The sequence below is a fragment of the Gordonia polyisoprenivorans genome (genome assembly GCF_017654315.1).
Taxonomy (GTDB): Bacteria; Actinomycetota; Actinomycetes; order Mycobacteriales; family Mycobacteriaceae; genus Gordonia; species Gordonia polyisoprenivorans_A.
Window position 1 is genome coordinate 3,066,113 of record NZ_CP072203.1, and the last position, 25,579, is coordinate 3,091,691.

Genomic DNA, 25,579 nt, shown 5'->3' on the forward strand with positions numbered 1-25,579 from the left:
AACGCCGGAACGACCACCGGGGCCGACAGATTCCGGGGCAGGCCGGAGAAGCCGCCGACGTGACAGACGGCACCGGACAACGAGAAGCAAGTAACGAGCATCAACTCAAGGCGTGCGGGTCGAGCAGACCCGCACGACGCCGGGCGGGTTGCCCCCGACCCGGCACCACACCGACAGGTAAAGGTAGGAATCGTGAGCAAGCCGACTGATGACATCCCTTCGATGAGCCGCACTCCTTCGATGAGCTCGGGAGTCGCCGGGCTCAATCTCACCGATTCGGTGTTCGAGCGACTGCTGCGCGAGCGCATCATCTTCCTCGGTACACAGGTCGACGACGACATCGCCAACCGGCTGTGCGCGCAGATCCTGCTGCTCGCCGCCGAGGACCCGACCAAGGACATCCACCTCTACATCAATTCACCCGGTGGGTCGGTGACCGCGGGCATGGCGATCTTCGACACCATGCAGCTCGCCGAGTGCGATGTGGCCACCTATGCGATGGGGATGGCTGCGTCGATGGGCCAGTTCCTGCTGGCTGCGGGTGCCCCGGGTAAGCGCCATGCGCTCCCGCACTCGCGGATCATGATGCACCAGCCGTCGGCGGGTATCGGTGGTACCGCGGCCGACATCGCCATCCAGGCCGAGCAGTTCGCGGCGACGAAGAAGGAGATGAACCGGCTCAACGCCGAGTTCAGTGGTCAGCCGCTGGAGAAGATCGAGGCCGACGCCGACCGCGACAAGTGGTTCACCGCCGAGCAGGCCAAGGAATACGGGCTGGTCGACCACGTGATCACGCGTGCGGTGCCGGTGAACTGACGCGCCGGACCCTCCACAGACCATTCGTCGCATCCCAACCTCACGGAGCAGAAATGACCCATAATCTGACGACCGACGCCCTGCCCGCCGACGTGGCGGCCGGAATCCCGGCTTCGGCGCTGGCGCTGAAGGCGATCGAGGCGCGCTACATCCTTCCGCAGTTCATCGAGCACACGCCCAACGGCCAGCGCCAGTACGACCCGTACGCCAAGCTCTTCGAGGAGCGGATCGTCTTCGTCGGTACCCCGATCGACCAGACCGTTGCCAATGACGTGATGGCTCAGCTGCTGGTCCTCGAATCGCAGGATCCCGACCGCGACATCACGATGTACATCAACTCACCCGGTGGCAGTGTGCCCGACATGCTCGCCATCTACGACACGATGCAGTACGTGCACTGCGACATCGTGACGGTGTGCCTCGGTGAGGCGGCATCGGCGGCGGCGATCCTGCTCGCCGGCGGCACCCCCGGCAAGCGCGCGGCGCTGCCGAACGCGACGATCCTGATCCACCAGCCGCGTACCGGTGGCGCCTATCAGGGGCAGGTCTCCGACCTCGAGATCCAGGCCGCCGAGATCGAGCGCATCCGCAACCGTCTCGACGAGATCCTGGCCTCGCACACCGGGCAGCCGGCCGAGAAGATCCGCAAGGACACCGATCGCGACAACATCCTCACCGCCGACGCCGCGAAGGAGTACGGGATCGTGGACGAGGTGTTCGAGTATCGCAAGAAGTCAATGAAGAAGTAGCCGGCGCTCATCACCGGCACGGATGTGGTGCGGCCGAGCCGTCGGGGTTCCCGGCGGCAGACCGGACGACATTCTCGCGACATTTGGCCCAAGCGGTCGAAGTAACGGGCGTGCGCGGGTACCGTCGGGAGGGCGAACACTCGTGGCGAGCCCGTTCGAGCAAGGTACTCGTCGCACGTCATGACCGTCCGCGCCCGCGCCTGCCCCATCGTCGCCGATCCGGTGGCGGCGACGACCCCGGCAGCCAGGCAACATCGAGGAAGTAGGTACAGCACACGATGGCACGAATCGGAGACGGTGGCGATCTGCTGAAGTGCTCCTTCTGCGGAAAGAGTCAGAAGCAGGTCAAAAAGCTCATCGCCGGTCCCGGCGTGTACATCTGCGACGAGTGCATCGACCTGTGCAACGAGATCATCGAGGAAGAACTCGCCGAGAACGGTGATGTGAAGCTCGACGAGCTGCCCAAGCCCGCCGAGATCAAGGAATTCCTCGAGAACTATGTGATCGGTCAGGACACGGCCAAGCGCACGCTCGCGGTGGCCGTCTACAACCATTACAAGCGCATCCAGGCCGGGGAGAAGAAAGAGGCTCGTGGCGGTGAGACCGTCGAGCTGATGAAGTCCAACATCCTCATGCTCGGTCCGACCGGTTGCGGCAAGACCTACCTCGCGCAGACGCTCGCCAAGATGCTCAACGTCCCGTTCGCGATCGCCGATGCCACGGCGCTCACCGAAGCCGGGTACGTCGGCGAAGACGTCGAGAACATCCTCCTCAAGCTCATCCAGGCCGCCGACTACGACGTCAAGCGCGCCGAGACCGGCATCATCTACATCGACGAGGTCGACAAGATCGCCCGCAAGAGCGAGAACCCGTCGATCACGCGCGATGTGTCCGGTGAGGGCGTGCAGCAGGCGCTGCTGAAGATCCTCGAGGGGACGCAGGCGTCGGTGCCGCCGCAAGGCGGTCGCAAGCATCCGCATCAGGAGTTCATCCAGATCGACACCACCAACGTGTTGTTCATCGTGGCGGGCGCCTTCGCCGGCCTGGAGAAAGTGATCTCCGAGCGAATCGGCAAGCGCGGCATCGGTTTCGGCAATGAGGTGGCCTCCAAGAACGACGTGGACGTCACCGATCACTTCGCCGAGGTGATGCCCGAGGATCTCATCAAGTTTGGGCTGATCCCGGAGTTCATCGGTCGTCTGCCGATCATCGCGTCGGTGACCAATCTGGACAAGGAATCGCTCGTGTCGATCCTGTCCGAGCCGAAGAACGCGCTGGTCAAGCAGTACACGAAGCTCTTCGAGATGGACAACGTCGAACTCGAGTTCAGCGCCGACGCGCTCGAGGCGATCGCCGATCAGGCCATCCATCGTGGTACCGGCGCGCGTGGTCTTCGCGCCATCATGGAAGAAGTGCTGCTCCCGGTGATGTACGACATCCCGAGCCGTACCGACGTCGAGAAGGTCGTCGTCACCGCCGAGACGGTGAACGACAACGTGCTCCCGACGATCGTTCCGCGCGCCGAGAGCGACGACGAACGGCGCGACAAAAGCGCCTGACACGCACACCGATCCCTCTCACACCAACGCTCCCGTCCGGATGTCCCGGGCGGGAGCGTTGGCGTGCGGGGTATGTGGCCCGATCCCACTGGGCCAGATTCCACTGGGTTCAATTCCGTTGGGCTCAATTCCCTTTGGGCGACACCGGTATCGCGATCTCGACACCAGGCGAGGTGGTCATCGCCGAGACTGGACCCATGACAGCGCAGACGAATGATCGACATCTGGCCGGACTGGTCCTGGCCGGCGGACGCTCCCGGCGAATGGGCCACAACAAGGCGGCGATGGATTGGGAGGGACAGCCGATGCTGGCAAGCATCGTCGAGGTCCTCAACGGCTGCTGCGACCGTGGGGTGTTCGTCGCCGCACCGACGGGCTCCCCGGCGTATCAGGAATTGCATGGCACCGGTGGTCCGCCGGCCCAGTGGGTCACCGGCGAGCAGCAGGGGGCAGGCCCGCTCGGCGGCCTCGCCGCCGGGTTGGCGACCGCGGGTGAGCACGGCGCCGAGATGGCGTTCGTGTGCGCCACCGACATGCCGATGATCGCACCGGGACTGGTCGCCGAATTGTCGGCGGCCATGACCGAATCGACCGAGGCTGTCGTCGCCCACGATGCCGACCGCGACCACCCCATGGCGGCCATCTACCGCGTCGGTGCCGCGGACACGGTGGCCGCGCTGGTCGAGTCCGGTGAGCGACGGATGACCGCAGCGCTCGATGCGCTGGTGACCCGCCGGATCACGGTGAGTGACCCGTCTTGGCTGATCAACGTCAACGCACCCGAGGACCTGCACCGCCTGCGCGCACTCGCGCCGTAGCGACGGGTGCGCCCGACCCGCAACGGCGAGCACCCGGCACGGCGGGGCAGGGGGCGCAGGGGCGTCTGCAGCGTTCCCTAAGATTGGGGGGTGACCACACCCGATACCTCCCGCGAGCTGCCGAAGTCCTGGGACCCCGCCGAACACGAGGCAGCGCTGTACCAGCGATGGGTGGACGCAGGCTATTTCACCGCGGACGCGGCCGGTGAGAAGCCGCCGTTCTCGATCGTCATCCCGCCGCCCAACGTCAACGGCTCCCTGCACATGGGGCACGCCTACGAGCACGTCCTGATGGATGCGCTCTCGCGGCGCCGTCGGATGCAGGGCTACGAGGTGCTCTGGCTGCCCGGAATGGACCATGCGGCGATCGCCATGCAGACCATGGTCGAGCGCAAACTCGCCGGTGAGGGGCTGACCCGCGACGACCTCGGACGTGAGGCGTTCATCGAACGCGTGTGGGCCGAGAAGGCCGCGATCGGCGGCAACATCGGCGAGCAGATGCGCCGCCTCGGCGACAGCGTCGACTGGAGCCGGGAACGGTTCACCATGGACGAGGGCCTGTCCCGCGCGGTGCAGACGATGTTCAAGAAGATGTACGACGACGGGCTCATCTACCAGGCCGAACGCCTGGTGAACTGGTCGCCGGTCCTCAAGACCGCGGTCAGCGACATCGAGGTCAGCTACGCCGACGTCGAGGGTGAACTGGTGAGCTTCCGCTACGGCTCGCTCGACGACGCCGAGCCGCACATCGTGGTGGCCACGACGCGACTGGAGACGATGCTCGGTGACACCGCGATCGCAGTGCACCCCGACGACGAACGCTATGCGCACCTGATCGGGACCGAACTGGCCCACCCGTTCGTCGAGCGCACCATCCCGGTCATCGCCGACGACTACGTGGACCCGGAGTTCGGCAGTGGCGCGGTCAAGATTACCCCCGCCCACGACCCCAACGACTTCGCGATCGGCCAGCGCCACGATCTCCCGATGCCGACCATCCTCGATGAGGAAGCCCGGATCTTCGGCACCGGAACGCAATTCGACGGCATGGACCGCTTCGAGGCACGGGTCAAGGTGCGTGAGGCCCTTGCCGAGCAGGGACGCATCGTCAAGGAGATCCGGCCCTACCTACACAGCGTCGGACATTCCGAGCGGACCGGTGAACCGATCGAGCCGCGGCTGTCGATGCAGTGGTGGGTCAAGGTCGACCCACTGGCCAAGGCCGCCGGTGACGCCGTCCGCGACGGGGCGACGGTGATCCATCCGGCCTCGATGGAGCCGCGCTGGTTCGGTTGGGTCGACAACATGCACGACTGGTGCATCTCGCGTCAGTTGTGGTGGGGTCACCGCATCCCGATCTGGTATGGCCCCGATGGCGAGGTGGTGTGCGTCGGACCCGACGACGCGCCGCCCGCCGGGTACACCCAGGAGACCGACGTCCTCGACACCTGGTTCTCCTCGGGTCTGTGGCCGTTCTCCACCCTGGGCTGGCCCGAGCAGACCGCCGACCTCGAGAAGTTCTATCCCACTTCGGTTCTCGTGACCGGTTACGACATTCTGTTTTTCTGGGTGGCGCGGATGATGATGTTCGGCACCTATGTTGGCGCCGACCTGGGACCGGAGCGCCGCGTGCCGTTCCACAATCTGTTCCTACACGGCCTCGTGCGCGATGAGCACGGCCGCAAGATGAGCAAGTCCAAGGGCAACGGCATCGACCCGCTGGACTGGGTCGAGCGGTTCGGCGCCGACGCCCTGCGTTTCACGCTGGCGCGTGGGGCGAATCCGGGCAGTGACATCTCCGTCGGTGAGGACCACGCCCAGTCCTCGCGCAACTTCGCGACCAAGCTGTTCAACGCCACCAAGTTCGCGCTGATGAACGGGGCCGAGGTCGGCGAACTGCAGGCTCCGGCGGATCTGACGATCGCCGACCGGTGGATTCTGTCGCGTCTCGACGAGGTGCTCGCCACGGTCGACGCGGGCTTCGAGTCGTACGAATTCTCCAAGGCCTGTGAGGCTCTCTATCACTTCGCCTGGGACGAGTTCTGCGACTGGTACCTGGAACTGGCCAAGGTGCAGTTCGCCGAGAACGACGAGAAGCGTTCGCAGACAACGCGTCTGGTCCTCGGCGCGGTACTCGACCCGTTGTTGCGGGCCCTGTCGCCGGTGATGCCCTTCGTCACCGAGGTGTTGTGGACGTCGCTGACCGGTGGTGAGTCGCTGGTGATCTCGCCGTGGCCGACGACGGTCTCGGAGCGGGCGACCGATACCGAGGCGGCGACCGCCGTGGAGGACTTGCAGAAGCTGATCACCGAGGTTCGACGCTTCCGCAGCGATCAGGGGCTCAAACCGGGACAGAAGGTTCCGGTGCGGTTCACCCACCTCGATGATGCCGGACTGGCCGGACTCACCGGGTACATGGCCGCGCTGGCCCGGCTGGAGGAGCCGGGAACCGAGTTCACCGCGACCGCCGACCTCGAGGTGCGACTGAGTGTGGCGACGGTCGGGGTCGAGATCGACACGTCCGGGACCGTCGACGTGGAGGCCGAGCGCAAGCGGGCCACGAAGGATCTCGCCGCCGCCGAGAAGGAACTGGCCCAGACCACCGGGAAACTGGGCAATGAGCAGTTCCTTGCCAAGGCGCCGGAGGCCGTCGTGGAGAAGATCCGCGCGCGCCAACAGATCGCCGGTGAAGAGGTGCAACGGCTCACCGCCAAGCTGGCATCGCTGGGCGGATCGTGACTCGCGACCGCGGGTCCGATCCCGACGATTCACACCACGATGATGCAGTGGACGGCTCCGACGACGAACCGATTTTCACCGCCGCCGATTTCGCCGGGTGGGAGGACGCGGGTGACATCGAGCCCGACGACCCCGGACCCGACGCCCCCGGACTCGACGACTTCGGACCCGACGACTTCGGGCCCGAGGACGTCGCTCCCGACCGGATGGATCTCGCCTCCCTGCTGACCGACGACGAGGAAACCGCCGCCGACGCCCGCGATCGTGCGCCGCTGACCGCGGGCGACAGTGCGGCCGATCTCGCCGAACTCGCCGAGGTGGAGGCCGACCTCGACACCCGCTGGCCGGAGACGAAGATCGAGCCGTCGCTGACGCGCATCGCGGCGTTGATGGATCTGCTCGGTTCGCCGCAGCACGCCTACCCGGCGATCCACGTCGCCGGCACCAACGGCAAGACGTCGGTGACCCGGATGATCGACGCGCTGCTCGTCGCGTTGCACCGGCGCACCGGGCGCATCACCAGCCCGCACCTGCAGCGGGTGACCGAGCGTATCGCCGTTGACGGGCAACCCATCTCGGCGCGCGCCTATGTCGACACCTACCGCGATCTCGAGCCGTACATCACCATGGTCGACGACTCGTCGACAGCCGCCGAGGGCCCGCGGATGAGCAAGTTCGAGGTGCTCACCGCGATCGCCTACGCCTACTTCGCCGAGGCACCCATCGACGTGGCCGTCGTCGAGACCGGCATGGGCGGCCGTTGGGATGCGACCAACGTCGTCGACGGTGCCGTCGCCGTGATCACCCCGATCGCGATGGATCACGCCGATTACCTCGGCGACTCGCTCGCGGCGATCACGGGGGAGAAGGCCGGGATCATCAAGCGCGCCAAGGACGATCTCGTCGTGACCGATCCGGTGACCGTCATCGCCCCCCAGCAGCCGGAGGTGATGGAGGTGCTGCTGCGCGAGAGTGTGGACAAGGGCACGATCGTGGCCCGGCAGAATTCCGAATTCGCGGTCCTCGACGCGGTTACCGCCGTCGGTGGGCAGATGTTGCGAATCCAGGGGCTCGGTGGTGTCTACGAGGAACTCTTGCTGCCGCTGCACGGCGAGCATCAGGCCGCCAACGCCGCGCTCGCGCTCGCGGCGGTCGAGGCGTTCTTCGGTGCCGGACCCGATCGTCAACTCGACATCGATGCCGTCCGTGCGGGTTTCGCCTCCGTCAGCAGTCCGGGACGGCTCGAGCGGGTCCGCAGCGCGCCGAGTGTGTTCGTCGACGCCGCGCACAATCCGCACGGCGCCGAGGCACTCGCGCACGCGTTGACCGACGAATTCGATTTCCGGCGGCTCGTCGGCGTCATCGGCGTGCTCGGGGACAAGGACGCCGAAGGTGTGCTCGCCGCACTCGAACCCGTCCTCGATCACGTCGTCGTCACCAACAACGGATCACCGCGTGCGCTCGATGCCGAGGACCTGGCCGAGATCGCCCGGGAGGTCTTCGGCGAGGACCGCGTCACCGTCGAGCCCTTCCTGCCCGACGCGGTGGCCGCGGCCATCGCGCTGGCCGAGGAGTCCGACGGCGAGCCGGTGTCCGGGGCGGGTGTGATCATCACCGGTTCGGTGGTCACCGCAGGCGCCGGGCGAACCCTCTTCGGCAAGGAGCCCGCATGAGCGACCATCCCGGCTTCACCGCGCCGGCCACCGACCCGTGGCGCGGCCTGCGCGGCGTCATGGCCGGCACGCTGGTCCTCGAGGTCATCGTCATGGTCCTCACCTTCCCGATCGTCGCGAAGATCGGACCGGGGCTGACCTGGATCTCGGGAATCTATCTCGGCGTGGTCACGCTGCTGATGATCCTCGCCTGCGGGATGCAGGGTCGGCGGCGGGCTCTCGAGATCGACATCGGCCTGCAGATCCTGGTGATCATCGGTGGGGTATTCCACTGGTCGATCGCCATCGTCGGGCTGCTGTTCCTGTTCGTGTGGCTCTACATCCGCTATGTCCGTGCCGATGTCGCCCGACGTATGCGTGAGGGGCGGTTGGCCGGTCAGGAGCCGATCGACTCGTGACGGTCGTCGCGCCGCGTCGGCCGTTCTGCGAGGTATGTCCGTAATTGCCTGTGGCGCAACATGTTTCGTGGGCCGCCGTTGGGTACTGTTGGCGCGTCGAGGTGACGAGAGGATGAGCCGACGGTGAGCGATCTGACCTATCCCCAGGCCGTTGTGATGGGTCTGTTGCAAGGTGTGACCGAGTTGTTCCCGGTGTCGAGCCTGGGGCATTCGATCCTGGTGCCCGCCTGGCTGGGGGGAGACTGGGAGAAGCTGGTCACCGAATCCGACAGCGCCGGGCACACCCCGTTCCTGGCGTTCGTCGTGGCACTGCACGTCGCGACGGCCGTGGCGCTCGTTCTGTTCTATTGGCGCGACTGGGTCCGAATCGTGGGTGGGTTCATTTCGTCGCTGCGGCACCGTTCCATCGAGGGTGACGACGCGCGCCTGGCGTGGCTGATCATCGTCGGCACGATCCCGGTGGGGATCGTCGGCCTGGTTGCCGAGAAGCCGCTGAGGGTGGTGTTCGCCACCCCGCTTGCCGCGTCGATCTTTTTGTTCCTCAACGGTCTCGTGCTGCTGACGGCCGAACTGCTGCGGCGACGCACGGCCGCGGGCCGGCACGCCGCGCAACCCTCGGGCAATGATCGGGCGATGTCGTCGCTGACGATGTGGGAGGCCGTCGGTATCGGCGCATGCCAGATCCTGGCGCTGCTCCCGGGTATCTCGCGATCCGGGGTGACGATCTCCGGTGGTCTCCTGCGTCGCCTGGTGCACGAGGACGCGGCGAAATTCGCGTTCCTGCTGGCCACCCCCGTCATCCTGGCCGCCGGGCTACTGAAGATCCCCGAGCTGTTCGGGCCCGAGGGACACGGCATCGGTGGGCAGGTCCTCGTTGGTTCGCTCTGCGCGTTCGTCGCGGCGCTCGCGGCCGTGGCCTTTCTCGCCCGCTGGTTCCACACCCGCACGCTGTACCCGTTCGTGGTCTACTGCGTGCTGGCCGGGGCGATCAGCATCGTTCACTTCGCCTGACCGCGCGCTCGGGCGGCGTGTCGTCCGTTCGGCCGACGATCGGTGCCCAATCGTGACCTCGATGGGGTGTTCTCGCACTCACTCCTCTTGCAGAATTACGCGAAGTCGCGCCTGGGCCCGCGATTTCTCTCGGAGTATCTTCGAGACCCGTATCGGGCTGTGACCCTGCAGTGGTCATCCGACCCGCACTCCGGCCGACATGACTACGGTGGTGACGCGCCTTTCGCCGCCACCGCCACGCCGCAGACAACCCCGAAGGAGCCGCGTGATCATCGACCGCGCCTGTCACCGCACCACCAACGAGACCCGGGCACGGTCGGTCGCCAGACAAGGCGCCCTCGCACTCCTGGCGGCGGCCGCCGCCGGTACCGCAGTCATGGCCACGGTGGCTCCGTCCTCGGCGGCGCCCGCACCGGCACAGCCCGCCCCCGACTCGCAGGTACTCCTCGTCGACGTTCCCGATGCCGGTCCGCCGATGCCGGTGCCCTCCGGCTCCTTCGGATACATCGCCACCCACGACCTCACCAAGCGGATGGCGTCGATGAAGACCGCCGAGGCGGTCGCGGCTCTTCCGGTTCCGGAGCAGTACCGTCCGGCGAACATGGCGCTGGCCAGGAATCTCGATCTGGCCGTCAAGGGTGCGCTGGTCGACCCGAAGGGATGCGTACAGGTGATCGTGGATCCGCGATCGACCTCGGGTGGGTTGTTCGATTACGGCTTCTACGCCGTGTCGGGTCAGTACTGCCCATAGAGGCACTACCCGTAGGGACGCGACCCGCGCGCCGATAAGGTGTGCTCGTGACTGAACGGACACTGGTACTGATCAAGCCCGACGGTGTTGCCCGCGCCCTGGTGGGTGACATCCTCGCCCGCATCGAACGCAAGGGCCTGACGCTCGTGGCGCTCGAACTCAAGACGGTCGACGACGAACTCGCCCGTCGGCACTATGCCGAACACGAGGGCAAGCCGTTCTTCCCGGCGCTGTTGGAGTTCATCACCTCGGCGCCGCTCGTCGCCGCCGTCGTCGAGGGGCCGCGTGCGGTCGCAGCCTGGCGGCAGATCGCCGGCGGCACCGACCCCGTCGAAAAGGCGGTACCGGGGACCATCCGCGGGGATTTCGCACTGAGCACCCAGAACAATCTCGTCCACGGCTCGGATTCGCCCGACTCGGCCGAGCGCGAGATCGCGATCTGGTTCCCCGACCTCGACGCCTGACGCTCGCAACCTCCCGGGTCGACGCGCGTGCACGCACATGAGTGCCGGCGTCGCCCCGCGGTGTGGGATACTTGTGGGGTTATCACGGACACACTTTGTCCGTGGCAACGCCGATGACGTTCGGAAACGGGTCGGACCAGCACGAAAGTCCCGGTCGAGATGACCGGGACAAGTGCCCGCCCACCCGCCCTCCCCATCGCGGTGGGTCGCCGACGGCGATCCGCCGGCAGGCCACAGCCTTCGTGATGGCGTGGAGGGTGGACCGCCGTAACCCATCGACCCAGCAAGAGCGCCCCGCAGCTCCGATCGAGCCGAGGGGGCGCGCAGACCACACAACACTGGCCGACGGCCGGGACACACAGCAGAGGCCCTCGCGTGGCCGCGTCGGATGGACGCGCCCGGGGGTTCGAGGAGACACGAGTGACCGACAATGGGTCACCGGCTGACGCGAACGCTGCGTCGGATCCGGTGGAAGAATTTCCCAGCAAGCTTCGTGTGCACGCACTCGCCCGAGTGCTCGGCCTGACCAGTCGTCAGGTGCTTGCGCACCTCGCCGAGTTGGGCTGGCACACCCGTAGCCCGCAATCGAGCGTCGAGCGGGAGATGGCACAGGCGGTTGCGCAGCGTGTGCGGGAGAGCGAGCCGCCCGCCGACGACGCGGTCGCGGACGCGCCGCAGGGACAGACGCCGACGGCCGACACCGCCGGGGTCGAGACACCAGCGGTCGAGACCTCCCACGCGGAGCCGACTGTCGCCGCGGCGGAGGAGCCGACGGAGCAGGTGGCGGCGCCCGAGACCGCCGTATCAGAGACCGCCGTGCCCGAGTCTCTTGTTGCAGACACCCCCGCCGAAGAGACACCAGCAGACAACGCGGCGACGTCGGAAGTGCCCGACACCGCTGCGATCGACACTGCTGCGCCCGAGCTCACCACTGCGCCCGAATCGGCCGATGACGCCCCGGCGCCACCGCGGTCGGACGTGCCGATGCTGTTCTCCTCGGCCGACGTCGACAGTCATGCGCCCGTCCAGGCGACCGGTGAGGTCGCGGCGGGGCCCTTGTTCCTGCAGCCGGACACATCGACCCCCGCGCCGTCCCGATCGGCGCGCACCTCGAGCCCCGAATCGACGAAGGCCGGATCGACGAAGACCGAGTCGGCGAAGACCGAATCGACGACCCGCGACGACACCGCCGCGGACATCGACGATCAGTCCGACGACGACGGTTCCGAGGACGATCAGTCGGGTGAGGGCGGGCGCAACCGCAGGCGTCGGCGTGGCCGGCGTGGTCGTGGTCGCGGTCGTGGCGATCAAGGCGACCGTGCGGACTCGTCGGACGACTCCGGCTCGCACGACGATGATTCCGATTCCACCGATGTCTCGTCGCGCGACGAGGACTCCTCGGGGTCGTCGGACGACTCCGGATCGAACGGCAAGTCGTCCACCGACAAGCAGCAATCGGGATCGGGCAAGAAATCCGGAAAGAAGTCCGGCAAGAAGGACGGCGACGCGAAAGCCGACGGGTCCGATGGCGACGGGTCCGGAGCCGACCGAGCAGGATCCGACAAGGCCGGAGCCGACAAGAAGCGCAGGGGTGAGGACACCGCCGCCGGTGACGACACGGCGGAGTCCGCGGAGGACGCCGATACCGATGACGAGTCCGATGATGGCGATGACTCCTCGGTACCGACCTCCAAGCGGCGTCGGCGTCGGCGTCGGCGCAAGGGCGGCGGCGAGGCCGAGGATGTGGCGGCCGACGACCCCCCGAACACCGTGGTGCACGAGCGCGAACCGCGCAGCAAGCGGGTACGCGACGAGGTGCAGGGCATCTCCGGCTCGACCCGGCTCGAGGCCAAACGTCAGCGACGCCGCGACGGCCGTGACGCCGGTCGTCGTCGGCCGCCGATCTTGAGCGAGTCGGAGTTCCTCGCGCGCCGCGAGGCCGTCGAGCGGGTCATGGTCGTGCGCGAGCGCAGCGCCAACAGCTCACTGCACACCACCGACTACGCCGATCCCGCGGCCATCGAGGACTACACGCAGGTCGCGGTGCTCGAGGACGGCGTGCTCGTCGAACACTTCGTCACCACCGAGACGTCGTCGTCGATGGTCGGCAACATCTACCTCGGGCGCGTGCAGAACGTGCTGCCCGGCATGGAGGCCGCCTTCGTCGACATCGGACGTGGTCGCAACGGTGTCCTGTACGCCGGTGAGGTCAACTGGGATGCCGCCGGTCTCGATGGCGGGTCACGCAAGATCGAGCAGGCGCTGTCGCCCGGCGACAACGTGGTCGTGCAGGTCAGCAAGGACCCGGTGGGTCACAAGGGTGCGCGTCTGACAACGCAGATCTCGCTGGCCGGACGCTATCTGGTGTATGTGCCGGGCGGTTCGTCGACCGGCATCAGCCGCAAGCTGCCCGACGTCGAGCGCAAGCGCCTCAAGCAGATCCTCGCCAAACTCGTCCCCGACGATGCGGGAGTGATCATCCGCACGGCATCGGAGGGTGTCAGCGCCGACGATCTCGCCGCCGACATCGAACGTCTCGAGTCCAAGTGGAAGGCGATCGAATCCGCGGTCTCCGACGCGAAGTCCGACGGCAAGAAGGGCAACGGCTCGCAGAATCCGCGGGCCCTGTACGAGGAGCCCGACCTGCTGGTGCGGGTCGTCCGTGACCTGTTCAACGAGGACTTCCGCAAGCTCGTCATCGAGGGTGACAAGGCGTGGAACCTCGTGGAGGGCTACGTCAGCTCGGTGGCGCCCGACCTACTCGAGCGGGTCGAGAAGTTCGAGCGTTCGCACGCCGATGCACCCGATTCCTTCGTGGTGCACCGCATCGACGAGCAACTCGCCAAGGCGCTCGACCGCAAGGTCTGGCTGCCCTCGGGCGGCACGCTGATCATCGAGCACACCGAGGCGATGACGGTCGTCGACGTCAACACCGGCAAGTTCACCGGTGCCGGCGGCAACCTCGAGGAGACGGTGACCCGTAACAACCTCGAGGCCGCCGAGGAGATCGTGCGGCAGATGCGGCTGCGCGACATCGGCGGCATGATCATCGTCGACTTCATCGACATGGTCCTCGAATCCAACCGAGATCTGGTGCTGCGCCGACTCACCGAGGCACTGGCCCGTGACCGCACCCGCCATCAGGTCTCCGAGGTGACCTCGCTCGGCCTGGTGCAGATGACCCGTAAACGGCTGGGAACCGGTCTGCTGGAAGCGTTTTCAACCACGTGCACCACGTGTAGCGGCCGTGGCGTGATCGTCCACTCCGCGCCGGTGGAGGTCCGGACCGACGACGCGGGCCGCGCCGACGCCGGGTCGAAGAAGTCTCGTCGCGGCAAGCGCAAGACCGAGCAGCCCGCCGAGCAACAGAAACCCGCCCACAATCCGGCCGAACACCCGATGTTCCGGGCGATGGCGGCGCACGCCCACGACGGCGACGAGGATCACGACGGTCACGTGGACCATGCGGATCATGACGGTCATGAGGCCGGGGGGCATGAGCACGACGGTCATGAGGCTGCGGTGAGCGCTCGACAGGCGCCGCAGAACACGTCGGAGAACACCGACGCTGCGGAATCGCAGGGAACCGGCACCACCGCAACCGACACCGAGACGCCGGAGACCGGCTCGTCGGCCGACGCCACCGAACACGCGTCGTCCAATGGCGAGGTCACCTCGGCGAGCGGACCCGAGAGCGCGGCGCAACCCGCGCCGGCCCGTCGGGGCAGGCGACGCGCCGCACGTCGCGCCGCTTCGCCGACGACGACGTCGGAGGTGACGGCGATGGTCGTCGCCGACGCTCCTGCCAAGCCCCTGACCACGTCCGGCCCGACCACCGAAACGACCGAGACCGCTGTCGCGGTCCGGCAGCGGCCGCGGCGCCGGGCTGCCGGGCGTCCGGCCGGTCCGCCCGCCGACGAGTAGGCACGGAAGCGGGATGGCGGACCCCGGTGAGGCGAGTTTGACCTGACCGGACCGGCTCCCGTAACCTTGATTGGTCGCCTCTGGCGGAGGGTTCGAGCTGTGCCGAGTCCCGAAGGGATCACTGTTCCCGGCGGGTCACACCGGCCGGGAACTCCCTCCACGGCAGGCCCTTCGGAGTGATCTGATGCAACCCCGGTGTAGCCGCTGGGTTTCGCACGGCCCACACCGGATGTACACACCCACACACCCGTGGACGCACCTGCGTGACACGGCCCGAGATGATGAACAAGAGGACAGCTTCGATGGCAACGTACGCGATCGTCAAGACCGGCGGTAAGCAGTACAAGGTCGCTCAGGGCGACATTGTGAAGGTCGAGAAGATCGACAGCGCGCCGGGCACCACCGTGAACCTGCCGGTGGCGCTGGTCGTCGACGGCTCCGAGCTCACCACCGACGCCGACAAGCTCGCGAAGATCTCGGTCACCGGTGAGATCGTCGAGCACGTCAAGGGCCCGAAGATCCGCATCCACAAGTTCAAGAACAAGACCGGCTACCACAAGCGCCAGGGTCACCGTCAGAAGCTGACGGTCCTCAAGGTCACCGGTATCAAGTAATTCTCGACTCAGCGCTACCCCAGGAGGACTGACACATGGCACACAAGAAGGGCGCGTCCAGCTCGCGCAACGGTCGCGATTCGAACGCCCAGCGGCTCGGCGTCAAGCGCTTCGGCGGCCAGCAGGTCAGCGCCGGCGAGATCCTGATCCGCCAGCGCGGCACCAAGTTCCACCCCGGCGTCAACGTCGGCCGTGGCGGCGACGACACCCTGTTCGCGCTTGCGGCGGGTGCGGTCGAGTTCGGTACCAAGCGTGGCCGCAAGACCGTGAACATCGTTCCGGAGACCGCTCAGGCCTGACCCGAGCGGTTCGCGAGAACCACCAGAGCTCTTCGACAGGGCGGGCAGGGGCATCATGCACCCGGCCCGCCCTTGTTGTTTGGCACAGTTGTTCTCACCACCTGGTTCTCACGGTTGGTTGTTGCGTAGTCGTTTGGTTGTTGTTGTCACCGGGTGTCGACCCCTCGTCGCGCCCGAAAAGGAAGGAACGTCATGTCGCGGTTCGTCGACCGGGTGACCATCCACGTCGCCGCCGGTAACGGCGGCCACGGCTGCTCCTCGGTGCACCGGGAGAAGTTCAAGCCGCTCGGCGGCCCCGATGGTGGCGACGGCGGAAACGGCGGCTCGGTGCGCCTGGTCGTCGACCCCCAGGTCCACACCCTGCTGGATTTCCATTTCCGTCCGCATGCCAAGGCGGGCAACGGGAAACCGGGGATGGGGGACAACCGCGACGGCGCGAACGGCGAGGACCTCGTGCTCGCCGTTCCCGACGGCACCGTCGTCCTCGATGCGGCGGGCACCATCCTCGCCGACCTCGTCGGGGCGGGCACCACCTTCGACGCCGCGCAGGGCGGTCGTGGCGGACTCGGCAACGCCGCCCTGGCCTCCCGGGCGCGCAAGGCGCCCGGGTTCGCGCTGCTCGGCGAGGAGGGTCAACACCGAGACCTGGTACTGGAGCTCAAGTCGGTCGCCGACGTCGGGCTGGTCGGGTTCCCGTCCGCGGGCAAATCGTCACTGGTGTCGGTACTCTCGGCCGCCAAACCGAAGATCGCCGATTACCCGTTCACCACGCTGCAGCCCAATCTGGGTGTGGTGCAGGCCGCCGGTGACGTGTTCACCATCGCCGACGTCCCCGGTCTGATCCCCGGCGCCTCCACCGGACGCGGTCTGGGTCTGGACTTCCTGCGTCATCTCGAGCGGTGTGCGGTCCTCGCGCATGTGGTCGACTGCGCCACCCTCGAACCCGGGCGTGACCCGGTGTCCGACATCGACGCCCTCGAAGCCGAACTCGCCGCATACCAGCCGGCCCTCGACACCGACCATGGGCTCGGTGACCTCGCTGAGCGCCCGCGGGTGGTCATCCTGAACAAGATCGACGTCCCCGATGCCGCAGATCTCGCCGATCTCGTCGAACCCGAACTGGCACAGCGCGGTTGGCCGGTGTACCGCATCTCCGCCGTCACCCACCAAGGTCTTCGTGAGTTGACCAACGCGCTCGCGCGCATGGTCGCGCAATATCGCGAAGCCCATCCCAAGCCCGCCGCCCGCCGAACGGTCATCCGCCCCAAGGCGATCGACGAGGCACAGTTCGCGGTGACGCCGGACCCGGCGATCGACGGTGGATTCGTCGTCACCGGTGCTCGTCCGGAACGCTGGATCGCGCAGACACAGTTCGACAACGACGAGGCCGTCGGCTATCTCGCCGATCGCCTCAACCGCCTCGGCGTCGAGGACGAGCTGATGCGTCTCGGTGCGAGGCCCGGAGCGCCGGTCACCATCGGCGACATGACCTTCGACTGGGAGCCGACCACCCCGATGGGCGATGACGTCCCGATCACCGGGCGCGGCACCGACATTCGGCTCGATCGATCCGACCGGATGGGTGCGGCCGAACGCAAGCAGGCACGACGGGTGCGCCGCGGTCTGGTCGACGACACGGAGGCCGACGAGTAATGAGCGACGTGCGTGAACGGATTGCCCACGCGCGCAGCATCGTCGTCAAGATCGGGTCGTCGGCGCTGACCGACCTCGGTACCGGTCTCGACATGACTCGGCTCGACCGGCTCACCGACGCACTCGAAGCACGTATGCGGGCCGGGTCGGACGTGATCGTGGTGTCGTCGGGAGCGATCGGTGCGGGCATCGCCCCGCTGGGACTCAAGAAGCGTCCCACCGACCTCGCGACCAAACAGGCTGCGGCAAGTGTCGGACAGCTTGCGCTGGCACACGCGTGGGGTACGAGTTTCGCCCGATACGGGCGGACCGTCGGACAGGTGCTCCTGACCGCCGACGACATCTCCAACCGTGCCCATCATGCCAACGCGCAACGCACGCTGGACCGGCTGCGCTCCCTGGGGGCGGTCGGTGTCGTCAACGAGAACGACACGGTGGCCACCAACGAGATCCGGTTCGGCGACAACGATCGGCTCGCGGCGCTGGTGGCACACCTCGCCGGTGCCGACGCGCTGGTGCTGCTCTCGGATGTGGACGGTCTGTACGACGGGGATCCCCGCAAGCCGGGACCGGACGGCCGTGTCGCACAATTTCTTTCAGAGGTCAACGGGCCCGAGGATCTCGACGGTGTGATCGCCGGTTCCGGTGGGGCACTGGGTACCGGTGGGATGGCGTCCAAGCTGGCCGCGGCTCGTCTGGCCGCCGATGGCGGGGTGCCGGTACTCCTCGCGGCCGCCGCCGAGGCCGCGCAGGCGTTGGGGTCGGCGTCGGTGGGCACGGTCTTCGCCGCACGCCCCGACCGGCTGTCGTCGCGGCGTTTCTGGGTGCGCCACGCCGCCGATGCGCGCGGACAGATCGCCATCGACGACGGCGCGGTCGCCGCGGTGGTGCAGCGCAGGCGCTCACTGCTGGCAGCCGGGGTGATCGGGGTGCGCGGCGGGTTCTCCGAGGGCGATGTCGTCGAACTGGTCGATGCGGCAGGTTCCGTGCATGCACGGGGGGTCTCGTCCTACGCGGCCGACGACGTCGCCCGGATGGTGGGTCGCTCGACCTCGGAACTACCGGAACAGTTGCAGCGCCCGGTGATCCACGCCGACGACCTCGTCCCCGTCTGAGGGCTCGGTAAGCCGCTCTGCCCGTCCCCGGTCTGTTCGTGCCCGGTCTGCTCGTTCCGACTGTGCGAGGGCGGGTAGGACGACACCGCAGAGGTGGTCGATCTTCAGATTGGCGAGGTCGTCCGCGCGGGTGGCACCGCGATTGACCACCACCAGCGTCTTGGAGGTGCGGTGGGCGTACCGCGCGAACCGGAGTCCGCTCATCACGGTCAGCGACGATCCGGCGACGAGTAGCGCATCGCTCTCGTCGATCATCGCGAACGATTGTGCGACAAGATCTTTGGAAGCGTTCTCGCCGAAGTAGACGATGTCGGGTTTGAGGATGCCGCCGCATCGCGGGCAGGGTGCGACAACGAAATCGGCGGTGTCCTCCAGTGCGGCGTCGGCGTCGGGGGCCACCTCGATCGCACCACGGCCGGACACCCGGGCCGCGAAGCCGGGATTGAGATCCTCGAGCATCTCCGCGAGCCGGTGACGCGACAGGATCGCCGCGCAATCCAGGCAGCGCACCCGCCCGTAACAGCCGTGCAACTCGATCACCCGTCGGGTTCGTGCCTTGGTGTGCAGCATGTCGACGTTCTGGGTGATCACACCGGTCAGGCGTCCCTGGCGTCCGAGCTCGGCGAGTGCATGATGGCCGGCATTGGGTGTCGCGGCGTCCATGTGACGCCAGCCGAGGTGATTCCGTGCCCAATAGTGGCGGCGGAATTCCGGGGAGGACAAGAACATCTGCACGGTCATCGGTGTGCGGGCCGGCGCACCGGGACTGCGGTAGTCGGGGATACCGGAGTCGGTGGAGATGCCCGCGCCGGTCAGGGCGGTGATCCGGGCCCCGTCGAGCAGTGCCGAGAGTCGATCGAGGGCGACGTCGAGGCGCTCCTCGAGCGGGGTCGGTTCGGCGGGGGTCCAGCCGATCTGCAGACGGGTACGCACCTCATCCAGGATAGGGCCACCACTCGTGGACGACCCGTGACGGCCGGCGTGTCAGACGTCGGCGGTCTCGGCGTGCTTGCCGGATGGCTGTTCGGGCACGGTGACCAGCGGATAGACACCGTCGGCGTCGTGGACCTCGGTGCCGACCACGGGCGGATTGAACACGCACAGCATGCGCATCTGCGTCTCCGCGGTGACGGTGTGCCGCTCGTGACCGTTGAGCAGATACATCGTGCCCGGCGCCAGGGGGTAGGTCTGGCCGGTCTCCCGGTCGAGCAGGGTGCCGGTGCCCTCGACGAGCCACACGGCCTCGATGTGGTTGGCGTAGTGGAACTCGTTGACACTGCCGGCGTTGATGGTGGTCTCGTGAAACGAGAACCCGACCCGGTCGCCGCCGAGCACGATGCGCTTGGACACCCAATTGCCCTTGGGGTCGGCGACGTCTCGGTCGGTTCCGGTGATCTCGTCTGTGGTGCGGACGATCATGCGAGCACCTCCTCGGTGGCATCGGCGAGGATTCCCAACCCGTGGTCGAGATCCTCGGTGGAAATGGTCAGCGGCGGAAGGAGTTTGACGACCTCGTCGGACGGGCCCGAGGTCTCGGCGAGCAGACCGGCGCCGAAGGCGGCGGCGCACACCTTGCCGGCGTCGGCGGGCTCGGCGAACACCAGGCCGCGCGCCATGCCGCGGCCGCGGGTCGACACACCCTCGTGACGGGCGGCCAGCGTGGAGAGGACCTCGTTGATCTGGCGGCCCTTCATGTGGACGTCGCGGGAGAGCGAATCGTCGGACCAGTAGTGCTCGATGGTCTTGGCCGCGGTGACGAACGCGGGATTGTTGCCGCGGAAGGTGCCGTTGTGCTCGCCCGGCGACCACACGTCGAGGTCGCGGCGGATGAGCACGAGTGCCAGCGGCAACCCGTATCCACTGATCGACTTGGACAGCGTGACGATGTCGGGCTTGATCCCGGCCTCCTCGAAGGAGAAGAACTCACCGGTGCGGCCGCAACCCATCTGCACGTCGTCGACGATCAGCAGGATGTCGCGTCGCCGGCAGAGCTCGGAGAGCGCACGCAACCATTCCGCACGCGCAACGTTGACACCGCCCTCGCCCTGCACGGTCTCGACGATGACCGCCGCGGGCAGGTTGAGTCCGCTGCCGGAGTCGTCGAGCACGCGCTCGAACCAGCTGAAGTCCTCGACGGCCCCGCCGAGGTAGTTGTCGAACGGCATCGGGGTCGCGTGCACGAGCGGGATTCCCGCGCCGGCGCGCTTCATCGAGTTGCCGGTCACCGACAGCGAGCCGAGGGTCATGCCGTGGAAGGCGTTGGTGAAACTCACGATCGATTCACGGCCGGTGACCTTGCGGGCCAGCTTCAGTGCCGACTCGACGGCGTTGGTGCCGGTCGGTCCGGGGAACTGGATCTTGTAGTCCAGATCACGCGGCGCGAGGATCTTGGAGGTGAACTCCTCGATCAGCCGACCCTTGGCCTCGGTGGCCATGTCGAGGCCGTGGGTGATGCCGTCGGACTCGATGTATTCGAGCAACGCGGATTTGAGGACCGGATTGTTGTGGCCGTAGTTGAGCGCACCGGCCCCGGCGAAGAAGTCCAGGTAGCGATCACCGCTGGTGTCGGTCAGCCACGATCCGCGGGCCTGACCGAACACCGTCGGCCAGCTACGGCAGTAACTGCGGACCTCGGATTCGTGTTGGGTGAAGACCGAGTCGTCGATGGAGGCCTTCTTGTCGGTGGGTTGGTCATTCATGGTTATTCCTCCAATGTGGGAAATCTGTGGGGCCGCCGATCCGTCGACGCGCCGGTGCCGCGGGAGCGCACCACGGTGCGGCGAGTGAAGCGCTGTTGCACGCGATTGTCGCTGTGCAACAGCGATTCTCGGCGACGGGTGAGCGACAAGTGTTGTGCGGCCGCATTCTTGACCGTGTGCGGGGTCGGACCGGAACCGCTCGGGAGCTGACTCCCGTTGCCCGGCCTCAGGGTTCGGGGACCTCGGGTTCGAGCAGGTAGAGATCCTCGGGCTCGTGTGCGTCCGGGAAGTCGCCGGCGGCGAACAGGTCGCGCCGGGCGAACCGGAGTCCGCGAGCGGCCGCCACGGACGCGAACAATCGTTGCGAGGCAACGTTGTCGGGGCTGATGGTGGTGTGCATGGCCACCACCCCGCGGCGCGCGGCACGATCGAAGAGCCGGTGCAGCATCGTTGCTGCGATCCCGTGGCCGCGATAGGCGTCGTCGACCGCCACCTGCCAGACCATGAGGGTCGACGGGTCGGAGGGACGCCGATATCCGGTGACGAATCCTGCAGTGCGGCCGTCGACCTCGGCGACGATGGACGTCTCGGCGAAGTCTCGGCACCACAGCACGTAGGCGTAGCTGGAATTCACGTCGAGCACCTGGGAGTCCTTGGCAATCTCCCAGAGTCGGGTACCGTCGGCCACCGAGGGAACTCGGTAGTCGAGAGTGAGAAGGGGTGATGGGGCCGTTCTTGTGTGGGACGGGCTCATAACGCATTCGACGTTAACAACGTGTGTCGACGAATTCACCTGCCTGCGTAAATCGGTGGGGAAATGTCCCCTCAATGCCCAGTTCATCCGGTGTATGTGATGCGGGACACAAACGCTTGCGACGACTCGCTGCGGGTGGGCGAAATGTCCGGCAGCGACGTGGCGGTGACGCCCCCGCCGGTGCCGCCCGTCGAGGGTCGCCGCCCACCGGAATCGGCAATGGGAGAATGGTCCGGTGACCCGGATCATCGCCGGCCGCCACGGCGGACGCCCACTGAAGGTTCCCGACGCCGGGACCCGGCCCACCTCCGATCGGGTGCGTGAGGCGGTGTTCAACATTCTCGATGCCCGGATCGATCTGGAGGGCGCCGCGATCCTCGACCTCTATGCCGGGTCCGGTGCGCTGGGCCTCGAAGCACTCTCCCGTGGTGCGTCCTCGGCCGTGTTCGTCGACAACCGCCGTCGCGCCACCGCTGTCGTCACCGCCAATCTGAAGGCGCTCGGCGTCGCCGAGGTGGGTCGGGTGATCACCGCACCGGTGCCGGCGTTCCTGGCCGCCGGTGCCCCGGCCCGCGTGGATGTCGCGCACCACGAGGATGTGACGGGCGGCTTCGATGTGATCTTCTCCGACCCGCCCTATGCGCTCACCGACGACGAGGTGCACGGCGACCTGACGGCGCTCGGATCGGGTGGTTGGCTCGCCGACGGCGGCCTGCTGGTGCTCGAGCGCGGCCGACGGGCCACGACACACTGGCCGTCCGGCTGGGAGATCGTCACCGACAAGTCCTACGGCGACACCACGGTGCAGGTCGCGCGAGTCACCGGCGGGGCGGGCGGGTAGGTTCTGCAGAGTATGACCAGCGCGGTGATCCCCGGCTCCTTCGATCCCTTCACGCGTGGGCACCGCTACGTCGTCGAGCGGGCGGCCGCGTGTTTCGACGAACTGGTGGTCACCGTGGTCGTCAATCCCAACAAGCGCGGGCTGTTCTCGGTCCCGGAGCGACTCGAACTCATCCGGGAGGACTGCGCCGATCTGCCCAACGTGCGGGTGGATCAATGGACCGGCCTGCTCGTCGACTATCTCCGAGAGAACGCGATCCACTCCATCGTCAAGGGCCTGCGCTCGTCGGTGGACTTCGACTACGAGCTTCCGATGGCGCAGATGAATCGTGAGCTGGCCGACGTCGAAACCGTCTTCCTGCTGACCGATCCCCGCTACGCGCACGTCTCGAGTTCACTGGTGAAAGAAGTCGCCAAGCTCGGCGGCGACGTCACACCCTTTCTCTCCCCGCACATCCACCGACGCCTCGAGGCGATCCTGGCCGGTGAACGCAGCATCTGACGACCGCGGCGTCCGAGGAATGGTGGTGTCCGACCCGACGCCACGAGACTTTCACTCCTCGGCGAATGTAAATGCTGACCGCGGCGGCGCGCGGCAGTAGCGTGAGCACGACGGTCATGAGTGTCAACGTCAAGCCCTGGCTGGTTGACCGGCAACCCTCGCATCGCGGTGGGGTGCCCCAGGTGACGACCGGATCGGGTGTATCCCGATAAGCGTGATGGACACGGCCACAACGACTTCGTGAGGAGTCGTCGTGCCGTCGTGGTCGTCGGTTGCCGCGGGATGCGCCCCGGGGTGGCGGCGGGCACGCATCTCCTCGCGTCTGTTCCCGTTCCCGTGTGAAGGAGAGTGCCGCCATGTCCGCCCCATCGCCGTCCACGAGTGCCGGTCCTCTCCCGGCGCCGTCGGGGGACCCGCGGTCGTCGTCGGGGAAATCCACGCCGCCGACCGCCGAACGCGTTGCGCCCCTGCGTCATCCCGGCCGGTGGATTCTCGCCGCGATCGTGCTCGTCGTCGGCGCGCAGCTGGTCCACGGCCTGGCCACCAATGCATTCTTCCAATGGGATCGATTCGGGTACTGGTTCTTTCGCCCCGTCGTTCTCGAAGGTCTCGGGGTCACCCTGGAGGTCGCGGCGTACAGTGCGGTGCTCGCTCTGGCCGTGGGTATCGTCCTGGCGCTGATGCGGCTGTCGAACAATCCCGTGCTCGCGGCGGTCAGTTGGGGATACGTGTGGTTCTTTCGATCGATCCCGCTGATCGTCCTGCTTCTCATCCTGTTCAACTTCGGGGCGCTCTACCAGAGTCTGAGTATCGGTATTCCATTCGGGCCGGGACTGTTTCATTTCTCCGAGGCAGATCTGGCGACTCCGTTCCTGATCGCCGTCATCGGTATCACCATCCACGAGGCGGCGTTCGCCGCCGAGATCGTGCGCGGCGGCATCCTGTCGGTCGATGCGGGTCAACACGAAGCCGCTGCCGCACTGGGCATTCCACGGCGATACCACTTTCTGCGCATCACGTTGCCGCAGGCATTGCGCTCCATCGTGCCGTCGTATGTGAATCTGCTGATCGGACTGATCAAGTCGACGTCGCTGGTCTACTACGTGTCGCTACTCGATCTGTTCGGCGTGGTCTCGACCCAGTCGAGCACCTACTCCGGTGACATCATCCCGCTGCTGATGGTGGCGACGGTCTGGTATGTGATCCTCACCAGCGCCGTCTCGATCGTCCAGTTCTACGTCGAGCGCTACTTCGCGCGAGGGGCGGTCCGCACCCTGCCCCCGACGCCGATACAGCGATTGCGGTTCGCTGTTGCCGGCGCTCGCCGGAGCATCGCCCTGCGTCCCTGGGAGCGTGCCGCATGACGCGCGCCGCCATCACCCCGGACACGACGTCGGCCGGTGTCGAGGTGCAGATCGTGGGCGCCCACCGCTTCTACGCCGACCACCACGTCCTCAAGGGCATCGACCTCACGATCCGCCCGGGAGAGGTGACGGTGATCCTCGGACCCTCGGGCTCGGGCAAGTCGACCCTGCTCCGTGCCGTGAACCATCTCGAACGGCTCGACGCAGGCCACGTCAGCGTCGGCGGTGAACTGATCGGCGTCCGCCGTACGGGCGGCCGGCTCCGGGAATTGCCCGAACGCGAGATCCTGCGACAGCGACGCCGCATCGGCTACGTCTTCCAGTCGTTCAACCTGTTCTCCAACCTGACCGCAGGCCAGAACGTCGCGGCACCACTGGTCTCGACCGGCCGGATCAGCCGCGGCGACGCCGAGAGCGCTGCCCGCGCACTCCTTGCGCGCGTGGGACTTTCGGACAAGTACGACGCATATCCGCGCCAGCTCTCCGGTGGTCAGCAACAGCGGGTCGCCATCGCCCGGGCACTGGCCGTCGAGCCCGGGGTGCTGCTCTTCGACGAGCCGACCTCGGCCCTCGATCCCGAGCTCGTGGGCGACGTCCTCGCGGTGATCCGTGATCTCGCCGCCACCGGCACGACCTTGATCGTCGTGACCCACGAGATCGGCTTCGCCCGCGAGGTCGCCGACACCATCGTCTTCCTCGACAACGGGCGCATCGTCGAGCAGGGCACCCCGGAGCAGGTCCTCGACCACCCGACTCACCAGCGCACCAAGGACTTCCTGCTCCGAGTGCTCTGACTGCTCCGAGTGCTCTGACCGCCACACTCCGACCACCACCACC

At 67.2% G+C, this 25,579-nt stretch carries 23 protein-coding genes and 1 riboswitch; of the genes, 19 read left to right on the top strand and 4 right to left on the bottom strand.

What is annotated here, in order from left to right:
• The first annotated feature begins 240 nt into the window (after positions 1 to 240).
• From J6U32_RS13820 to proB, 15 genes are all read left to right on the top strand, one after another.
• Positions 241 to 816: an ATP-dependent Clp protease proteolytic subunit gene (locus tag J6U32_RS13820; protein WP_280118988.1), complete on the top strand. Its 576-nt coding sequence runs from the start codon at positions 241 to 243 to the stop codon at positions 814 to 816.
• 53 nt (positions 817 to 869) lie between these two features.
• Positions 870 to 1,565, top strand: a complete 696-nt coding sequence (locus J6U32_RS13825) for an ATP-dependent Clp protease proteolytic subunit (protein ID WP_006371264.1) — start codon at positions 870 to 872, stop codon at positions 1,563 to 1,565.
• A gap of 278 nt (positions 1,566 to 1,843) precedes the next feature.
• A complete protein-coding gene (gene clpX, locus J6U32_RS13830; RefSeq protein ID WP_006371265.1) occupies positions 1,844 to 3,124 on the top strand; it encodes an ATP-dependent Clp protease ATP-binding subunit ClpX in 1,281 nt (426 codons plus the stop codon).
• Positions 3,125 to 3,321: 197 nt separating this feature from the next.
• Positions 3,322 to 3,942, top strand: a complete 621-nt coding sequence (mobA, locus tag J6U32_RS13835) for a molybdenum cofactor guanylyltransferase (RefSeq protein ID WP_208790855.1) — start codon at positions 3,322 to 3,324, stop codon at positions 3,940 to 3,942.
• A 90-nt stretch (positions 3,943 to 4,032) separates the two neighbouring features.
• Complete coding sequence (locus J6U32_RS13840; protein ID WP_208790856.1) at positions 4,033 to 6,681, top strand: valine--tRNA ligase; 2,649 nt, start codon at positions 4,033 to 4,035, stop codon at positions 6,679 to 6,681.
• A 206-nt stretch (positions 6,682 to 6,887) separates the two neighbouring features.
• Positions 6,888 to 8,354 (top strand): bifunctional tetrahydrofolate synthase/dihydrofolate synthase, encoded by a 1,467-nt coding sequence (folC, locus tag J6U32_RS13845; protein WP_244332951.1) that lies wholly within the window; start codon positions 6,888 to 6,890, stop codon positions 8,352 to 8,354.
• Positions 8,351 to 8,752, top strand: a complete 402-nt coding sequence (locus J6U32_RS13850; RefSeq protein WP_208790858.1) for a DUF4233 domain-containing protein — start codon at positions 8,351 to 8,353, stop codon at positions 8,750 to 8,752. The genes folC and J6U32_RS13850 overlap by 4 nt, the downstream gene beginning before the upstream one ends.
• Before the next feature lie 123 nt (positions 8,753 to 8,875).
• Positions 8,876 to 9,763 (top strand): undecaprenyl-diphosphate phosphatase, encoded by an 888-nt coding sequence (locus tag J6U32_RS13855; RefSeq protein WP_208790859.1) that lies wholly within the window; start codon positions 8,876 to 8,878, stop codon positions 9,761 to 9,763.
• Between the two features lie 265 nt (positions 9,764 to 10,028).
• Positions 10,029 to 10,514, top strand: coding sequence for a hypothetical protein (locus J6U32_RS13860; RefSeq protein WP_208790860.1), 486 nt, complete (start codon positions 10,029 to 10,031; stop codon positions 10,512 to 10,514).
• 47 nt (positions 10,515 to 10,561) lie between these two features.
• The gene (ndk, locus tag J6U32_RS13865; protein WP_208790861.1) at positions 10,562 to 10,978 is read left to right on the top strand and encodes a nucleoside-diphosphate kinase; all 417 of its coding nucleotides are present in this window, start codon (positions 10,562 to 10,564) and stop codon (positions 10,976 to 10,978) included.
• A gap of 420 nt (positions 10,979 to 11,398) precedes the next feature.
• The gene (locus J6U32_RS13870) at positions 11,399 to 14,902 is read left to right on the top strand and encodes a ribonuclease E/G (RefSeq protein WP_208790862.1); all 3,504 of its coding nucleotides are present in this window, start codon (positions 11,399 to 11,401) and stop codon (positions 14,900 to 14,902) included.
• 302 nt (positions 14,903 to 15,204) lie between these two features.
• Complete coding sequence (gene rplU, locus J6U32_RS13875) at positions 15,205 to 15,516, top strand: 50S ribosomal protein L21 (RefSeq protein WP_208790863.1); 312 nt, start codon at positions 15,205 to 15,207, stop codon at positions 15,514 to 15,516.
• Positions 15,517 to 15,551: 35 nt separating this feature from the next.
• Positions 15,552 to 15,815 carry a 50S ribosomal protein L27 gene (gene rpmA, locus J6U32_RS13880; protein WP_208790864.1) on the top strand — a complete coding sequence of 88 codons (264 nt, stop codon included), beginning with the start codon at positions 15,552 to 15,554 and terminating at the stop codon, positions 15,813 to 15,815.
• 192 nt (positions 15,816 to 16,007) lie between these two features.
• Positions 16,008 to 17,468: a GTPase ObgE gene (obgE, locus tag J6U32_RS13885; protein WP_208790865.1), complete on the top strand. Its 1,461-nt coding sequence runs from the start codon at positions 16,008 to 16,010 to the stop codon at positions 17,466 to 17,468.
• Positions 17,468 to 18,583, top strand: coding sequence for a glutamate 5-kinase (gene proB / locus J6U32_RS13890; protein ID WP_208790866.1), 1,116 nt, complete (start codon positions 17,468 to 17,470; stop codon positions 18,581 to 18,583). The genes obgE and proB overlap by 1 nt, the downstream gene beginning before the upstream one ends.
• On the opposite strand, the gene J6U32_RS13895 is transcribed toward proB, so the two are convergent.
• The 4 genes from J6U32_RS13895 to ectA all read right to left on the bottom strand — a co-directional run bounded on the left by J6U32_RS13895 (position 18,527) and on the right by ectA (position 22,036).
• Positions 18,527 to 19,516, bottom strand: a complete 990-nt coding sequence (locus J6U32_RS13895) for a Sir2 family NAD-dependent protein deacetylase (RefSeq protein ID WP_208790867.1) — start codon at positions 19,514 to 19,516, stop codon at positions 18,527 to 18,529. The two genes, proB and J6U32_RS13895, sit on opposite strands and share 57 nt — an antisense overlap.
• Positions 19,517 to 19,567: 51 nt before the next feature.
• Entirely contained in the window at positions 19,568 to 20,002 is a 435-nt protein-coding gene (locus tag J6U32_RS13900; RefSeq protein ID WP_208790868.1) for an ectoine synthase, read from the bottom strand.
• Complete coding sequence (gene ectB, locus J6U32_RS13905; RefSeq protein WP_208790869.1) at positions 19,999 to 21,282, bottom strand: diaminobutyrate--2-oxoglutarate transaminase; 1,284 nt, start codon at positions 21,280 to 21,282, stop codon at positions 19,999 to 20,001. Before ectB ends, J6U32_RS13900 begins: the two co-directional genes overlap by 4 nt.
• Positions 21,283 to 21,508: 226 nt before the next feature.
• Entirely contained in the window at positions 21,509 to 22,036 is a 528-nt protein-coding gene (gene ectA, locus J6U32_RS13910; protein ID WP_014359730.1) for a diaminobutyrate acetyltransferase, read from the bottom strand.
• Between the two features lie 235 nt (positions 22,037 to 22,271).
• Here ectA and rsmD point away from each other — a divergent pair, with 235 nt between their 5' ends.
• The 4 genes from rsmD (at position 22,272) to J6U32_RS13930 (ending at position 25,536) form a co-directional block, all read left to right on the top strand.
• Positions 22,272 to 22,877, top strand: a complete 606-nt coding sequence (gene rsmD / locus J6U32_RS13915; RefSeq protein ID WP_208790870.1) for a 16S rRNA (guanine(966)-N(2))-methyltransferase RsmD — start codon at positions 22,272 to 22,274, stop codon at positions 22,875 to 22,877.
• Positions 22,878 to 22,889: 12 nt separating this feature from the next.
• On the top strand, positions 22,890 to 23,378 hold the full coding sequence (coaD, locus tag J6U32_RS13920; RefSeq protein ID WP_208790871.1) for a pantetheine-phosphate adenylyltransferase: 489 nt from the start codon (positions 22,890 to 22,892) through the stop codon (positions 23,376 to 23,378).
• A 112-nt stretch (positions 23,379 to 23,490) separates the two neighbouring features.
• Positions 23,491 to 23,599: riboswitch (SAM riboswitch) on the top strand.
• A 135-nt stretch (positions 23,600 to 23,734) separates the two neighbouring features.
• On the top strand, positions 23,735 to 24,742 hold the full coding sequence (locus tag J6U32_RS13925; RefSeq protein ID WP_208790872.1) for an amino acid ABC transporter permease: 1,008 nt from the start codon (positions 23,735 to 23,737) through the stop codon (positions 24,740 to 24,742).
• The gene (locus tag J6U32_RS13930) at positions 24,739 to 25,536 is read left to right on the top strand and encodes an amino acid ABC transporter ATP-binding protein (RefSeq protein WP_208790873.1); all 798 of its coding nucleotides are present in this window, start codon (positions 24,739 to 24,741) and stop codon (positions 25,534 to 25,536) included. Before J6U32_RS13925 ends, J6U32_RS13930 begins: the two co-directional genes overlap by 4 nt.
• Positions 25,537 to 25,579 lie beyond the last annotated feature (43 nt).

Coding starts and splice junctions, on each gene's coding strand:
- J6U32_RS13820 (WP_280118988.1), top strand. CDS start 241: ATGAGCTCGGGAGTCGCCGGGCTCAATCTCACCGATTCGGTGTTCGAG.
- J6U32_RS13825 (WP_006371264.1), top strand. CDS start 870: ATGACCCATAATCTGACGACCGACGCCCTGCCCGCCGACGTGGCGGCC.
- clpX (WP_006371265.1), top strand. CDS start 1,844: ATGGCACGAATCGGAGACGGTGGCGATCTGCTGAAGTGCTCCTTCTGC.
- mobA (WP_208790855.1), top strand. CDS start 3,322: ATGACAGCGCAGACGAATGATCGACATCTGGCCGGACTGGTCCTGGCC.
- folC (WP_244332951.1), top strand. CDS start 6,888: ATGGATCTCGCCTCCCTGCTGACCGACGACGAGGAAACCGCCGCCGAC.
- J6U32_RS13850 (WP_208790858.1), top strand. CDS start 8,351: ATGAGCGACCATCCCGGCTTCACCGCGCCGGCCACCGACCCGTGGCGC.
- rplU (WP_208790863.1), top strand. CDS start 15,205: ATGGCAACGTACGCGATCGTCAAGACCGGCGGTAAGCAGTACAAGGTC.
- rpmA (WP_208790864.1), top strand. CDS start 15,552: ATGGCACACAAGAAGGGCGCGTCCAGCTCGCGCAACGGTCGCGATTCG.
- obgE (WP_208790865.1), top strand. CDS start 16,008: ATGTCGCGGTTCGTCGACCGGGTGACCATCCACGTCGCCGCCGGTAAC.
- proB (WP_208790866.1), top strand. CDS start 17,468: ATGAGCGACGTGCGTGAACGGATTGCCCACGCGCGCAGCATCGTCGTC.
- J6U32_RS13900 (WP_208790868.1), bottom strand. CDS start 20,002: ATGATCGTCCGCACCACAGACGAGATCACCGGAACCGACCGAGACGTC.
- ectB (WP_208790869.1), bottom strand. CDS start 21,282: ATGAATGACCAACCCACCGACAAGAAGGCCTCCATCGACGACTCGGTC.
- ectA (WP_014359730.1), bottom strand. CDS start 22,036: ATGAGCCCGTCCCACACAAGAACGGCCCCATCACCCCTTCTCACTCTC.
- coaD (WP_208790871.1), top strand. CDS start 22,890: ATGACCAGCGCGGTGATCCCCGGCTCCTTCGATCCCTTCACGCGTGGG.
- J6U32_RS13925 (WP_208790872.1), top strand. CDS start 23,735: ATGTCCGCCCCATCGCCGTCCACGAGTGCCGGTCCTCTCCCGGCGCCG.
- J6U32_RS13930 (WP_208790873.1), top strand. CDS start 24,739: ATGACGCGCGCCGCCATCACCCCGGACACGACGTCGGCCGGTGTCGAG.